At 46.8% G+C, this 13615-nt stretch carries 18 protein-coding genes and 1 pseudogene; 12 read left to right on the top strand and 7 right to left on the bottom strand.

Annotated features, from left to right (window positions below; all coding sequences use genetic code 11):
* Nucleotides 1-14: 14 nt before the first annotated feature.
* Complete coding sequence (locus ACM6JA_RS17085) at nt 15-509, bottom strand: DinB family protein (RefSeq protein ID WP_414853279.1); 495 nt, start codon at nt 507-509, stop codon at nt 15-17.
* A 168-nt stretch (nt 510-677) separates the two neighbouring features.
* Between ACM6JA_RS17085 and ACM6JA_RS17090 the strand changes: the two genes are divergently transcribed.
* Together ACM6JA_RS17090 and ACM6JA_RS17095 are read left to right on the top strand one after the other, a co-directional pair.
* Entirely contained in the window at nt 678-1235 is a 558-nt protein-coding gene (locus tag ACM6JA_RS17090; protein ID WP_414853281.1) for a CGNR zinc finger domain-containing protein, read from the top strand.
* A gap of 105 nt (nt 1236-1340) precedes the next feature.
* Complete coding sequence (locus ACM6JA_RS17095) at nt 1341-2093, top strand: alpha/beta fold hydrolase (RefSeq protein WP_414853282.1); 753 nt, start codon at nt 1341-1343, stop codon at nt 2091-2093.
* Here the strand turns inward: ACM6JA_RS17095 and ACM6JA_RS17100 are convergent.
* The 3 genes from ACM6JA_RS17100 to ACM6JA_RS17110 form a co-directional block, all read right to left on the bottom strand.
* Nucleotides 2071-2469 carry a hypothetical protein gene (locus tag ACM6JA_RS17100; RefSeq protein ID WP_414853283.1) on the bottom strand — a complete coding sequence of 133 codons (399 nt, stop codon included), beginning with the start codon at nt 2467-2469 and terminating at the stop codon, nt 2071-2073. The genes ACM6JA_RS17095 and ACM6JA_RS17100 overlap by 23 nt on opposite strands.
* A gap of 33 nt (nt 2470-2502) precedes the next feature.
* Nucleotides 2503-3027, bottom strand: coding sequence for an ImmA/IrrE family metallo-endopeptidase (locus tag ACM6JA_RS17105; RefSeq protein WP_414853284.1), 525 nt, complete (start codon nt 3025-3027; stop codon nt 2503-2505).
* Between the two features lie 78 nt (nt 3028-3105).
* Nucleotides 3106-3552 carry a helix-turn-helix domain-containing protein gene (locus ACM6JA_RS17110; protein WP_007722539.1) on the bottom strand — a complete coding sequence of 149 codons (447 nt, stop codon included), beginning with the start codon at nt 3550-3552 and terminating at the stop codon, nt 3106-3108.
* A gap of 179 nt (nt 3553-3731) precedes the next feature.
* Between ACM6JA_RS17110 and ACM6JA_RS17115 the strand changes: the two genes are divergently transcribed.
* The 7 genes and pseudogenes from ACM6JA_RS17115 to ACM6JA_RS17145 all read left to right on the top strand — a co-directional run bounded on the left by ACM6JA_RS17115 (nt 3732) and on the right by ACM6JA_RS17145 (nt 8714).
* Nucleotides 3732-3926 (top strand): BhlA/UviB family holin-like peptide, encoded by a 195-nt coding sequence (locus ACM6JA_RS17115; RefSeq protein WP_414853285.1) that lies wholly within the window; start codon nt 3732-3734, stop codon nt 3924-3926.
* 23 nt (nt 3927-3949) lie between these two features.
* Nucleotides 3950-4120 carry a hypothetical protein gene (locus ACM6JA_RS17120; protein ID WP_414853286.1) on the top strand — a complete coding sequence of 57 codons (171 nt, stop codon included), beginning with the start codon at nt 3950-3952 and terminating at the stop codon, nt 4118-4120.
* A 149-nt stretch (nt 4121-4269) separates the two neighbouring features.
* Nucleotides 4270-5136: pseudogene (locus tag ACM6JA_RS17125) on the top strand (homoserine kinase).
* 93 nt (nt 5137-5229) lie between these two features.
* Entirely contained in the window at nt 5230-6162 is a 933-nt protein-coding gene (locus ACM6JA_RS17130; RefSeq protein WP_414853287.1) for a hypothetical protein, read from the top strand.
* Between the two features lie 189 nt (nt 6163-6351).
* Nucleotides 6352-7518 (top strand): dicarboxylate/amino acid:cation symporter, encoded by a 1167-nt coding sequence (locus ACM6JA_RS17135; RefSeq protein ID WP_414853288.1) that lies wholly within the window; start codon nt 6352-6354, stop codon nt 7516-7518.
* A 162-nt stretch (nt 7519-7680) separates the two neighbouring features.
* On the top strand, nt 7681-8061 hold the full coding sequence (locus ACM6JA_RS17140; RefSeq protein WP_414853289.1) for a hypothetical protein: 381 nt from the start codon (nt 7681-7683) through the stop codon (nt 8059-8061).
* 191 nt (nt 8062-8252) lie between these two features.
* A complete protein-coding gene (locus tag ACM6JA_RS17145; protein ID WP_414853290.1) occupies nt 8253-8714 on the top strand; it encodes a hypothetical protein in 462 nt (153 codons plus the stop codon).
* 100 nt (nt 8715-8814) lie between these two features.
* Here ACM6JA_RS17145 and ACM6JA_RS17150 read toward each other — a convergent pair whose 3' ends face one another.
* Nucleotides 8815-9249, bottom strand: a complete 435-nt coding sequence (locus ACM6JA_RS17150; protein WP_414853291.1) for a Dps family protein — start codon at nt 9247-9249, stop codon at nt 8815-8817.
* Between the two features lie 87 nt (nt 9250-9336).
* On the opposite strand from ACM6JA_RS17150, the gene ACM6JA_RS17155 reads away from it, so the two are divergent.
* Entirely contained in the window at nt 9337-9969 is a 633-nt protein-coding gene (locus ACM6JA_RS17155; RefSeq protein WP_414853292.1) for a molybdenum cofactor guanylyltransferase, read from the top strand.
* Nucleotides 9970-10065: 96 nt separating this feature from the next.
* Here the strand turns inward: ACM6JA_RS17155 and ACM6JA_RS17160 are convergent, their stop codons facing one another.
* Together ACM6JA_RS17160 and fdhD are read right to left on the bottom strand one after the other, a co-directional pair.
* Nucleotides 10066-10572, bottom strand: coding sequence for a hypothetical protein (locus ACM6JA_RS17160; RefSeq protein WP_414853294.1), 507 nt, complete (start codon nt 10570-10572; stop codon nt 10066-10068).
* Between the two features lie 139 nt (nt 10573-10711).
* Nucleotides 10712-11509, bottom strand: a complete 798-nt coding sequence (gene fdhD / locus ACM6JA_RS17165; RefSeq protein WP_414853295.1) for a formate dehydrogenase accessory sulfurtransferase FdhD — start codon at nt 11507-11509, stop codon at nt 10712-10714.
* 401 nt (nt 11510-11910) lie between these two features.
* Here fdhD and ACM6JA_RS17170 point away from each other — a divergent pair, with 401 nt between their 5' ends.
* Entirely contained in the window at nt 11911-13185 is a 1275-nt protein-coding gene (locus ACM6JA_RS17170) for an OFA family MFS transporter (protein WP_414853683.1), read from the top strand.
* Nucleotides 13186-13238: 53 nt separating this feature from the next.
* Entirely contained in the window at nt 13239-13604 is a 366-nt protein-coding gene (locus ACM6JA_RS17175) for a DUF2294 domain-containing protein (protein WP_007722503.1), read from the top strand.
* The last annotated feature ends 11 nt before the right edge of the window (nt 13605-13615 follow it).

A 13615-nucleotide genomic window follows, 5' to 3' on the forward strand; every position in this document is an offset into this window, starting at 1 on the left:
AATGTGAAATTTTGTTATTCAAAAGAGCGTCTGGCAGGCCAGGAGCCTTGCAGCTTGCGAATTTGGACGATTTGTCCCGTATGAAACGCATCATGCAGGACCAGACTCATCACGGTTTGGTAAATGGGCGTATAGGTAGCCGTCTGGTTTAACTCCTCATCCGTCAGCAAGGAAAGCTTTTCATGAATGTGGCGATGGACGCTTTCCATGCGCAAGAGGGTCGCTTGCCAAGCGTCTTCGTCATTCGGACCGCCGGATGGGATGAAGGTATCATCGTTCGTCTCAGCGGAGCCAAGAAATTCAGTGCCCAGTAGACGATGCAACAGGCGTTCTTTGTAATAAAGAAGGTGGCTGACGTTTTCCCAGATTGTGTTGGCTGCTTCTCCCACAGGGCGCCAGTTGGCCTCCGCTACTGATACTCCGGAAAGCGCTTCTTTTAAGGGTGGATACCAGTCTTCCTTGTCATACGTACATTCCCATCCGTGCAAAAGCAAATCCTTCCGATTCATACGCTTCCTCCTCGTCTGTGAAACAGATTGATGAAACGCTATAATAGCAGTAAGAAACAAAGGTGTAACCAACTAATCATATTACGGTAGTTACATATAAAGATTACCATATCCTATATGGTCATACAAGAGAGAAAAATGAGGGGTTTAGTCAGGAGAGATGATGACATGGACTGGCTTTGTATCGATTTTTTAAATAGTGATTGGCGGGATTGGCGAGGTTCTGGTCGTTGGGAAAATCGTTTGGAGAACCAGGAATGGCTGTCATCGTTTTTGCAAACATACAAGCTAACCGCTCCGCTGCCGATGAATGAGGAGTGTGCCGCTTCACTTTTGCAGCTGCGCCAACGTTTGCGACGTATGCTGGAAGCCGTTGTCCGTGGAGACCGAATCCAAGAGGAGGACCTTGAGGAATTGAACAGAGTTTTGGCTCTCGCCCCTTTTCATATGCAGGTGTTGTATGTAGAAGAGGAGGGTAGCTACAGGCAAAAGCAATCCAGCCAAGCAGAGGGCTGGCCCCTCGTCATGGCACAAATTGCAGCTTCTTTCGCAGAGTTGCTTGCCCCGCAGCATCTGGAGCGAATCAAAATATGTGACAACGAGGATTGCCGCTGGGTGTTTTATGATGAAAGCCGCAACCGGGTGCGCCGCTGGTGTGATGACAAAATGTGCGGAAACTTGATGAAGGTGCGCCGTTTTCGCGAGCGGCAAAAGGAAAAAGGCTAATGGAGCCAGTACCAACGACCGTCCGGATTTTGTCTCTGACGGTTTTTTCTATGTTTGAGACATAATAAGTAGCATATACATGGGAACGGAAACGAGGTGGGTGGGATGAGTCAAGCACGCAAAAAGTGGTTACAGGCACTCGTATTGGTGACACTTGGAGCGATTTGTCTGGCTATATGGTATTTGCAGCCATATCAGCCTGATCAGGCAGCGTTAACGGCCATGCAAGGCGGTGAAGGGATTACGGTCATGGATACGAATGACTGGATTATTTTCCAAGGCGGGGAGTCACGCGAACCGGGACTCATCTTATATCCGGGAGCACTGGTCAAACCGGAGAGCTATGCACCGATTGCCCGTGCCTTGGCAGGCTCCGGCTACCATGTTTTTCTCGCACGAATGCCGCTGAATTTGGCTGTAAGTGATATGACGCGAGCCACACAAGTATTGAAGGCGTACCCGAATAAAACGTTTGTCATCGGAGGACATTCGCTTGGTGGTACTATGGCAGCTCAATTCGCAGCAAACCACCCGGACCGAATCAACGGCGTGTTTTTACTGGGAGCGTATCCGAACAGTCAGGGGAACTTGAAGAAGGTGAATTTACCTGTACTGTCTTTGCTCGGGTCTCGCGATGGAGTGATCAATATCGAAAGGTTTATGGAGAGTAAGCAATATTTGCCGGATCGTACCGTGTACATGTCCATAGAAGGGGGGAACCACTCCCAGTTCGGAAGCTATGGATCGCAGGAGGGCGACCAGCCCGCTGCCATTACCCCGCAAGAGCAGTGGCAGCAAACGGTGGCAGCAATCAAGGATTGGCTGCTTAATGAGGTTACGATGATGAATGTGGAATAATACCGGATACAACACCTGTAATGCGAATGTTTTCCGAGGGGAGTAGCATGGGGGTGTCTTGCTCACGTGTGGTTGTAAACAGACATTCCAATGGATTGATGTCTGCTGCGATGCGCACAAGGAACTGCCCCTCCTGTCGGATCAACACAGGTCTGTCTTTTACAGGCTCCATCGAAAAGTCTGAGATCAAGAGAGCATCTCCGGGAAAAATACCGAGACCACGAAGGCCATCATCTCGCATGATGAGAGCAAAGTGGGCCACGTGATAGCTGGCTACCTGCAAGGAGGGTAACAGTGACAGCTCCTCGTCTTGGTCCAAGGCGAGATCAAAAAAATGAGTCGTGTATGCATCTCCGGCAATAAAGACTCGTTTCATCAGGTATCGCCTCCTACATAATAGCGTCTTTAATTACCCATAGACGGGAAAGCCTTTGGCATACAGTCTGCTCAGTATGCGCTCAAAACGGGCGCGAGCAAGAGGCATCGGCACCTGAAAGCGCTGAGCCAACATAGCTGGAGCGTTGTATCGCGAGCAATCGGCAAGCAGGGGGCTCATCATGTAGATGGGAAGCAGCAAATGCTCGGCAAAATGATTCGCCTGCGATTCTTGCCAGTCAATCATCCATTCGCTGCTCTGGGGCTGAATGCCTTCATGAAGGAGCAAATGTCCGAGCTCATGCGCGATTTTAACCCGCTGGGTAGCCGGATCGAGTCGCTCGTCCACCGCAATGACATAACGTCCCGGAGAAAAGGGATGCGCGTGTGCACGACTCCTGCCGCAAATGTGATGGATCTCGATGCCGTACGTCTCGCACAGCAGATGCAGATCGATTTGTTCGGGCTGGTCGATGCCGTGATGCTTAAGCAACAAGTACACGCGACTCTCGAGCCATGTTTGCGGTTCGCAGATTTCTTTCAAAAGGGAGTGAAGCATCAAGGACCTCCTAAATGAATGGTGAGGAACGTGTGTTCTGTTTTGCGCTGAAAAGAAAACCCCGCACTGGGGTTATTTTTATTTTTTTTTGATGTCTTCCGTGATGTCAAACAAAGACGGAGGTCGTTCCTCGCGTACTTTACGGACTTTCCACTGTTTCTTCAAGTCGTACCAGTAGCGACGAATTTCTTTTTTCTCCTCTTCCGAAGCGTCCAGATACCCGTCTAGGAAATAGTAGTCGTCCGGGTCATCGATCTTTTCCTGCAAGAGCTCGTCCAACGAACGTTTATTAGTCTGCTCAGTTGCGGGGAGAATATAGGCCGTGACTTCATCTGTGCGGCCCAACAACCAATCGGTCGTGACGTCCAGCACATCAGCCAATTGCCGTAGCATGTCATTCGGTGGTGTGCTGTGGTTGTTCTCGTAGTTACTGATCGTCCCCTTGGTCGTGCAGACATGCTCTGCCAACTCTTCCTGGGTCAGACCTTTTGTCTTACGAGCTGTGCGTAAGCGCTGAGATAGCATGAGCGTGCCAGTCCTTCCTGTGAGGATGTACAAATTTATTGTACTAAATGAGAATGAAAAAGAAAAGTATGGATATTAATTTTGTTTTCAACGAATTATGTACAAGCCTTTTGTACAAAATACAGATAAGGACGATGTAGGAACGCACGTTCTGTACAGTGACAAAGGGGAGATCAAACATGGAAGATCAAGTAACAACCGTATTACTTCAGCAAGGGCCATTTGCTGCTTTGTTTGTCTGGTTGTTGTTTTATATTATGAAAGCAAATCGCGAGCGGGAGGGGCGTTTACAAGACTTGCTGGACAAATACGGCGACAAATACGATCTGATCCTCGAGGAATTGCGCGAGATCAAAGGAAAAGTGAAGAAATAACATTTTTGACATCAAACCTTCTGATGAGCGTGACGAATACGAATCCATTACTTATGTTGCCCGATTCCTTGAAGAGCTTATTCAGCAAAGGGGGCAAATCGTTGCAGCTTGTACCAGACCTTGATCGGCTTTTAGCCCTTCAAGGTCCTTTTTTACTTGCTGTGTCCTTTTCCCCATTCACACGTCTTCCATAATAACTTACTAATACTTAGCAAAATGGAGCAGCATGACTATGCATTTACCCGTCGTCTACTCAACCATCTGTGAAAAAGCATTACAGAAAGTACTTCAGGAAGCATATCCAACCGAACAAATACAATCGGTACACTACATGCTTCGAGGCATGAACGATACGTACCTCGTGGAGACAATCGATCAAAAACGAATATTCAGGCTGTATCGCAGCGATTGGCGAACAGAGGAAGCAGCAGTCACTTTCGAGATGGAGCTGTTGCTTCATTTGAATAGACAAGGAGTATCTGTTTCTGTGCCAATTGCGGACGGCTCAGGAAAGCATGTCTTGAGATTGCAAGCAGTAGAAGGCAATCGCTTTGGTGCGTTGTTCACGTATGCCTGTGGCAAGGAGCAGGAGATCGATAGCGAGGAACTGAGCGCACGGTTTGGCAGAGCCGTTGCTGAGTTGCATGTCAAAGCAGAAGGTTTTTCCACACAACAAGCTCGCGAGGTGTGAGACGCCAAGATGTTGATTCATCGCCCGTTAGCGATCATCGAGGCACGTCTGCAACATCGGAAGGAGGATTTTCAATTTCTCCAAAAGCTGGCGATTGAGCTGGAAACCAAGCTGAACGAGCATATCCGTGCGGGACTAGACTGGGGGATTTGCCACGGAGACCTTCAAGGGAATTTTAATACGAATTTTTGCGAGGACAACACCTGTACCCACTTTGATTTCGACCTGTGCGGATATGGCTGGCGGGCGTATGATCTGGCCGCTTTCAAGCTGAGCCGAATATTGATCGAAGAAGATGACGAATTGGTGGAGGCGCTGTGGAATGCTTTTCTAAAAGGGTATACCGAAGTTCGTCTCTTATCTGAAAACGATCAGGCTGCGGTGTCGCTTATGACAGGCATTCGCCAATTGTGGCTAATGGGGCTGTGCATGCATGATCCTCATATCATGGGTAGCAGCGAATCGGATGATGTTTTCGTGAATGAGAAGATGGAGTTTTTCAAAAAATATTTCGCGTAAACGAGAAGAATTTGCAAAGCGTTGTCAGAAAAACATGCGACCCGAAGTCAATGATAGGTAAGCCATACATTGACGAGAAAGAGGGAGAAAAGCATGCTATCTTATATTGGAAGCGGCCACTACTGCTACGCAAATTCATCATCAATGCTTTTGGAGACAATTGGGGAAAAGGTATCGCCTGCCGTACTCGAGGTACTTTCCGGCGTGGGAGTCGGAGCCATCTGGTATGAGGAGCAAAAAGTCATTTATTTCGGACAAGTGATTCCTGACCGTGGTGTCAGTCATGCGCTAGAACTGCTTGGTTTTCGTTGGACGGAAAGATCAGGAGATGCGGAAGGCGAGCCACCGTTGGCGGAATTACGGCGTGATTTGGATAAGGGGCCCGTGTTGCTCGGACCGCTTGATATGGGCTACCTGACGTATAACCCAAATGCTCAGTACTTGGGTGGTGCTGATCATTTTGTTCTTGCGTACGAGATGGATGATCAAGCGATCTACGTGCATGATCCCGCAGGTTTTCCTTTTGTCAGCCTGCCGTTATCTCAGTTTGTCTTGGCGTGGAAGGCTGAGAAAATCTTTGATGGTCTCTTTTCCTATCATTATTGGACTGCACCAAAGCGTGTAGGCAGTCCGACAGAGGAGGAGCTGGTTGCAAATGCGCTTCGTTTATACCAAGGGATCTATCAGGAAAGCGCAGCAGCTGAGCCAAACCCTTCGATCCTATACGGAAAGGAAGCGATCTTGCGTGTAGTGAAGCGGATGGAAGATGAAGGTGGACTTTCGCCAGCGGAAATGGGCCACTTATCCTATTTTGCTTTCCAGCTAGGGGCGAGGCGAGCGCTGGATTTCGCTGGATTTTTCTCGAAGCATGAACCAGAGCTGGCGGCGATCAAAGAGAAGCAGGCGAAGCAATTCGGACGCTGTCACATACTGACCGTAGAAAAGAATGAGAAAGAGCTTGCAGATGCCATGCGCGTGCTGGCAGATATCGAAGAAGAATTTCGCCAAGTGGTTTGCGCCAAATAATATCGTTCCCCCAAGTGAGTAAGCAACGCTCCTTGGGGGTTTTTCTTTAATTTAAATATTATTACTTTTTTATGATTCATGACAATCTCATCCCGGATGTGTTACCTTGTTATTCATTAGTCCACGCAAAAGAGACACAGTCCATTCCACGTGGACATAATTTACCAACACGTAACGGGGGTTCAAGTCATGAAACAGCTAGGTTTACTACCCAAAATCCTCATCGCCATTGTCCTCGGGATCGGGATCGGCTCCATTTCGCCGATTTGGGTTGTGAAAGGATTGGCTACATTTAGTGGCCTGTTTGGAAATTTCCTCGGATTTGCGATTCCGTTGATTATCATTGGATTTATCGCCCCAGGCATTGGTGAGCTGGGCAAAGGGGCAGGGCGCTTGCTTGGGGTAACCACGGGGGTTGCTTACTTGTCTACGATCCTTGCAGGAGCGCTTGCTTATTTGGTCAGTACGAGTATATTTCCACATATTCTTGAGGTAGGTGGACTGGTGAATCAGTATGCCAACCCGGAGAAAGCACTGGTGAAGCCGTTCTTTACCGTGGACATGCCGCCGATTGTAGGTGTGATGACAGCATTGTTGCTCGCCTTCACCCTTGGTCTTGGAGCGACTGTCATCAAAGGGAACGCCCTGCAAAATGTGATGGTAGACTTGAGAGATATCGTAGAGAAGCTGATCGCTTCCGTCATGATCCCGTTGCTTCCATTACATATCCTGTCTGTATTTTCCAACCTGACCTATGGTGGACAAGTCACCATGATTTTGTCCGTATTCGTTAAAGTTTTCGTTATGATTATTGCCTTGCATCTATTCTATCTATTCGTGCAGTACTTGATTGCGGGCCAGATGGGACGCAAAAACCCATTCACGCTGATGAAAAATATGCTTCCCGCTTACTTCACAGCGATTGGGACACAATCATCTGCGGCCACCATTCCTGTGACACTGAATCAAACCAAGAAAAACGGTGTGAGCGAAAAGATCGCAGATTTCGTCGTTCCACTCTGTGCGACGATCCATCTTTCCGGAAGCACGATTACGCTTGTCAGCTGTTCCATGGCAGTCATGATGCTAAATGACATGACGCCATCCTTTAGCGTGATGTTTCCGTTCATCTTGATGCTGGGCGTAACGATGATCGCCGCACCAGGTGTGCCGGGCGGAGCAGTCATGGCAGCACTCGGATTGATGGAGTCCATGCTTGGATTTACTACCACGTTGACTTCGTTGATGATTGCTTTGTACATCGCGCAGGATAGCTTCGGTACTGCTTGTAACGTAACGGGGGATGGTGCGATAGCGGTGATTACGGATCGATTGAGTGAAGAGAAGGCAGCTTGATGATGTAATAGAAAGACCCAAAAGACCTGTCCATTATTGGATGGGTCTTTTTTGTGGAATTCTGACAAAAAACAACAAATAAATTCAAAAAACAATATATTTTGACATTTTTTGAATATAATGGTATATTCTAATTATTCCATAATATAGGAGGCAAACATCGTGAAAAAAATCTTACTCGGATTGACACTAGTATTTGCACTATCCTCATCCGCATTTGCTGCGAATACGGAAACAGAGCCTAACGATACTATTGCAACGGCGGATACTTTAGAGGTTAACTCATCTATTTCAGGGACAGCAGATAACAATGATGATGATGTTTTTGTTTTTGTAGCAAACCAAACTGGAAAAATGAGAACGAACCTAACCAATAAGAACCAATCAGTAGCTCCATACGTTGTATGGACTTCGGACCTAACTACCAGCCTTGCAGAGAGTACGGGTGAAGCAGAATTTGATGTTGTTGCTGGTGAAACATACTACATTAAACTCATTTCTTTTGGAAATTCCGATTACACTCTCTCGTTGAACAATCTGTAAATATCTTTAAAAATGCAGATAGCTTTTTACGAAAGCAGATTACGGCTTTGTAAAAAGCTATCTTTTTATTTTGGAAACGTATGGCTATGATTAGGCACTTCAATTTTCCGTTTCCAACTAGTGAGAATTATATTATCATTGGGTATAATTCCATCATTCTACTTTTTGCGAAAAGGGGAATACATAACGCAATGTTTAACGAACGGAAAGCGTTACAAATGACATTGCAGGCCATGCTAGAGCAACGTATGGCACTGCGTCGACAGTATGTCGATCAGGACAAGCAGTTGGGAGCTGACATCAAGCAGCTTTTGAGCCGCATTCGCGAGTTGGATAACGAAGCAGGGATCGGAGACGATGAAAGCTCAGAGGATGAAACTATGCCAACAGAGGAATTTTCCGACGATCTGATGAAGCGAATGAAGGTGAGAAAGGCGCACATTCGTCACGATTATTTGGAAGTTGCGAAGCACATCGAAAACCTGTTACGGGAAGCGATGTCTCCAATGTCATTGGTTGATCTCTGCTCCGTTTTGAAAGCACGGCACCAGGTTGAGTTTGCGAGTCCCTACATTGGTGTACAGAAGTCATTAAAGTATCTACCCCAAGTAAAAGTAGAAAAGGACGGGCGGAAACTGATTTTTTCACTCTAGGCAACCAGGGTGGATAAGCAGTTTCACGGGAGGCAAGACCCAAAAAAGGCGATGTGTCTATGCACAATCGCCTTTTGGTGTCTATTGATTTACTTGCTTATTACAAGAAGGACTTGAGCATCCAAATGTGTTTTTCCAGGCCACTGCGGATTCCCAACAGCATATCGGCTGTCGCTTCATCGTCGGCTTGGTCTGCTGTTTCCATAGCCAGTTTCAGCTCATCTACAAGAATGGAGAAGTCTCTCGCGATTGTTTCTACCATTTGCTCAGCTGTTTCGCTTCCTTCTGCTTCGGTGATGCTCGCTGCGTTCAGACATGCAGCCAAAGTCGCTACAGGCTTTCCACCGATGGAGAGGACACGCTCAGCGAGGGAGTCGAGATTCGCTGCTGCTTCGTTGTACAATTCTTCAAATTTCGCGTGGAGTGTAAAGAAGTGAGGTCCTTTTACATTCCAGTGAAAATTGTGTAGTTTCGTATAGAGGACTGTCCAGTTCGCCACTTGTTTATTTAATACGCTATAGAGTGTGTTTTCCATCGAGAATCTCTCCTTGTTTATAATTATTATTTGTTTAAACTTATTATAAACTAATAAAGATTATTGTCAACACCCAGGAGGAAATTTATGCAGCAGCTGCGTATCGGTGCGGTTATTTTAGCGGGCGGAAAAAGCAGCAGAATGGGCTCGCCAAAGCAAAACTTACCGTGGAGGGACGGAACCTTTTTAACAGAGCTAGTAAAAGAAGTACAAGCGGTTGGCTTGTCTTGTTTCATTGTAGCGAACGATTTTTCGGACACTCAAGTGACACAAAAGGAACAAATTGATGAACAGCCCGTCACAATTACACCTGATCTGGTACCATCCTGCGGCCCTGTCAGTGGACTGGTTACTGCCTTTCGCGTAAGTTCCGAGGATGCTTTGCTGGTATTCTCCTGTGATCTTCCTTTTATGGATCGTGTGCAAATAGCCAAACTCATTGAATTTGCGATGGAGAGAAACGATTGGGATGTGATTATCGCCCAATCAGAGGGACGAATCCATCCATTATGTGCAGTGTACCATCGGAGAACACAGACGAACTGGGAGCAGGCGCTGTTGCATGGACAGCGAAAACTGATGCGGACTTTAGATGAGCTGCGTGTGGTGCCCTTGCCTGATGAATGGTTGGACCCTTGGGCTGTTTTTAATGTCAACACACCTGAAGAGTACGAACATGCTAAACTTGAAGAAAAACGCAGAAAGACAGGACATGCTTGAGACGTGTCCTGTTTTTTGTTTGGAAAAAAGGGGCTCTTCATAGGGGGCTATCATACAAGCGTTTCTCTGGACAAACCGTATGAATAGTAGTGATGGCTAACGAAAGGAGGGAGCGCAATGACAAGAAAGTGCAAAAAACAGGGCAAACACCACGGTCACCACTGTTGTTGCAAAAAACCCGACAAACACGACCACCACTGTTGCGCCAAAAAACACGACAAATATTACGACCACCACTGCTGTTGCAAAAAACACGACAAATATTACGACCACCGCTGCTGCTGCAAGAAACACGACGATTACTACGAGCCTCACTGCTGCTACAAAAAACTCAGTCATTACGATGAGCCTCACTGCTGCTACAAAAAACACAGTCATTACGATGAGCCGCATTGCTGTTGCAAAAAGCATGAACATTGCCACGACCACTGCTGTTGCTGCAAACGCGATGATTGCAAATGCTTTGAAAAACATGACCATCACTGTTGTAAGAAGAATGACATAGATGATGAAGACGAAGATGACGACGACGAAGACAAAGATGAAGAAGATGACGAGGACGAAGATGATGACGACCACCGCAAGCATCACAAAAAGAAACATGGCTGCTGCAAATAAAAAATTCCCACGTACAAAGAACAAAAGCCCGAGAGGCTAACTCGGGCTTTGAGATTACTAGATGAGAAAAACCTAGAAAAGCGGGAAGGCTCTAAGCTTGTCCCGCTTTTGATTGATTCCTCCTTTAAGGTAGGAGGATTCTCTTTGCTTGTGTATACACGTTCATTTTGTCATTGCGGATAAATCCGACTGCGGTGAGCTTCAGCTCATCTGCCAGCTGCAGGGCGAGATCAGTTGGAGCGGACTTGGACAAAATGATGCCAGCACCAATCTTGGCAGCCTTGAGCAGCACCTCAGACGAGATGCGTCCACTGAATACAAGAATTTTGTCCGTGGTGGAAATGTTATCTCGCAAGCATTTCCCATAGATCTTGTCGAGAGCATTGTGACGTCCGATGTCGGAGAACTGAAGCAAAACTTCATCCGGTGTACAGAGGGCTGCATTGTGGACGCCACCTGTTTGGCGGTGGATCTCAGACGACGCTTGCAATTCTTTCATCAGGCGCATGCATTGAGAGGGAGTGACCGTTGTTGTGCTTTCAACGGGCTTTGCTGTGCGCGCATCGCTAAAAAAGTAAAAGGATTGTCTGCTTTTTCCGCAGCAGGAAGTAATTCTGCGTTTGGAGTAAAAGCTTTGCGACAAAATCGTTTCTTTATGCAAATCAACGTAGGCAAACCCTTGGGCCTCATTAATCGTAAGCTGTTTAATTTCCGAGTAGCTCTTGATGACACCCTCGGCTGCGAGAAAACCGATGACCATTTCTTCCAGGTCGGCCGGAGTACATACGATTGTAGCGAATTCCTCATCATTGAGGAAAATCGTGAGGGGGTACTCGGTAACGATTTCGTCGTCTTCCCAGCCATGTTGGTCAGCTGAAATTTTCAACACGGGCAGTCGGGTGGTGATGGTTAGTTCGGACATACGGGCCTCCTTTTTGTCGAAAATATGAAGTTTTTATGGCTATTTTGTGAGGAAAATATTGTCGAGTGAACGCTTACATGGTAGTATACTATGTGAGATGAAAAGTGTCATAAAATTTTCGTCTTTCCATGTATTCATAGCGTAAGGACAGATTGACACGGAGCAGCGACCCTGCCACCGATTATTTTGTAGCCTTGCAGCGAATTACATAGTGAACACAATGCTTGTTGATGCTGATGTAGCGTTCCTGCTGATGATTAACTGCTGTGTTTCATCGTAGCCCTCGTTTCCATTTGTGGAGACCTGGGTGAGTCGGTGAAATCAGCAGTTTTTCTTTTTTTCGAGAAGGCTGCTGATGGATCCACAGCATGCGAAAGACCATTGCGAAGGAGATGAATGATTTGGAACAAAAAGTGAAAAACCGCTGGCTCATCGCGTTGGCTGCGGTAGGCATCCACATCTCGATTGGATCGGTATACGCATGGAGTGTATTCACCAAGCCAATTACCGAGCAGTTCGGCTGGGACTTGCCAGACGTTCAATTTACGTTTAGTATTGCGATCTTGTTCTTGGGGCTGTCTGCTGCCTTCCTCGGTCATTATGTAGAAAAGCACGGCCCGCGCAAAGCTGGCATTCTAGCATCTATCTTTTTTGGAGTAGGAACTGTCGGCGCTGGCTTGGCGATTCAATTGAGCAGCTTGCCCCTGTTGTACTTGTGTTATGGGGTACTTGGCGGTATCGGTCTTGGTGTAGGTTATATTACGCCAGTATCGACCTTGGTCAAATGGTTTCCGGATCGCCGTGGTTTAGCAACAGGTCTTGCGATTATGGGCTTCGGCTTTGCTTCCATGATTGCCAGTCCGATTATGAACGCTTTGATTGCAAATGTAGGAATCGCGAACACCTTTTATATTTTGGGCATTATTTATTTCGTTGTGATGTTGGCTTCGGCTCAATATTTGGCTCCACCTCCAAAAGGCTGGGTACCGGCTGGATTTTCCGCTGAGGGAACAGCTGGCAGCAAGCAAATCAAAAAGGATTTGTGTCAATTGACTGCCAACGAAGCGATCAAGACACGCCGTTTTTACTGGCTGTGGCTGATGCTGTTTATCAATGTGACATGTGGAATCGCCGTTATTTCGGTAGCGTCGCCGATGGCGCAAGAAATGGTGGGCATGTCTGTCGGAACAGCAGCTCTGATGGTAGGGCTAAACGGTTTGTTCAATGGTGGTGGACGAATCGGATGGGCGTCTCTGTCTGATTTCATTGGACGACCAAATACGTACACTGCTTTCTTTGCCATTCAAATGGTTTTGTTCTTCCTGTTGCCGAATTTGTCCAATCCAATCCTGTTCATGGTTGCGATGTTTATCATTATGACCTGTTACGGTGGGGGCTTTGCATCTATCCCGGCTTACATTGGTGACTTGTTTGGAACGAAGCAATTGGGCGCGATTCACGGCTACATTTTGACGGCATGGGCTGCTGCTGGCTTGGCAGGACCGATCTTTGCAGCATGGGTTCGCAAGACGACAGATAGTTATACAGGAACTATGAGTGTTTTCGCAGGAATGTTCGTTGTCGCTCTGGTGATCTCGCTATTAGTCCGTTTGGATATCAAAAAACTGAAGGAAGAAGCCAAACAAAGAGAAAAGTCTGTTGAATTGGCTAGTTAATCAATGGTAAAGTTTAAGTAGAGAATGATTTGAAGTAAAGGTGATTTTCCTCGATGAATAAGTTCGAAGCAGAATTCAGTAATTTGGTCAGGGCTTTCCGAAAGCGCCATATGGGAAAGGGACCTAGCAAGATCAGCACCACGTTCTGCAAGAATTGGGCGATCTGCGAGATGGAAGGCAACCTTTCTCCGGTGGAAAAGTTCATCGCCACTTCGGAAGACGGAAAGCAGACATTACGAGCTGCCCGAACCGAAATGGTCAAAGAGATCTATCGGAAACACCAGCCAGTTGACATGGAAGCGTTTCTTGGAGCAAAACTCGTTGATCTATTCGTCGATATTGACATTGAACGGGATTTTGGAATGTCGATCTTTGTTTTTGATCAAGACATCGAAAAAAGAATGAAAAACGAACCGTAAGTCTAAACGAA

The organism is Brevibacillus sp. IT-7CA2, from assembly GCF_949767855.1.
GTDB lineage: Bacteria > Bacillota > Bacilli > Brevibacillales > Brevibacillaceae > Brevibacillus.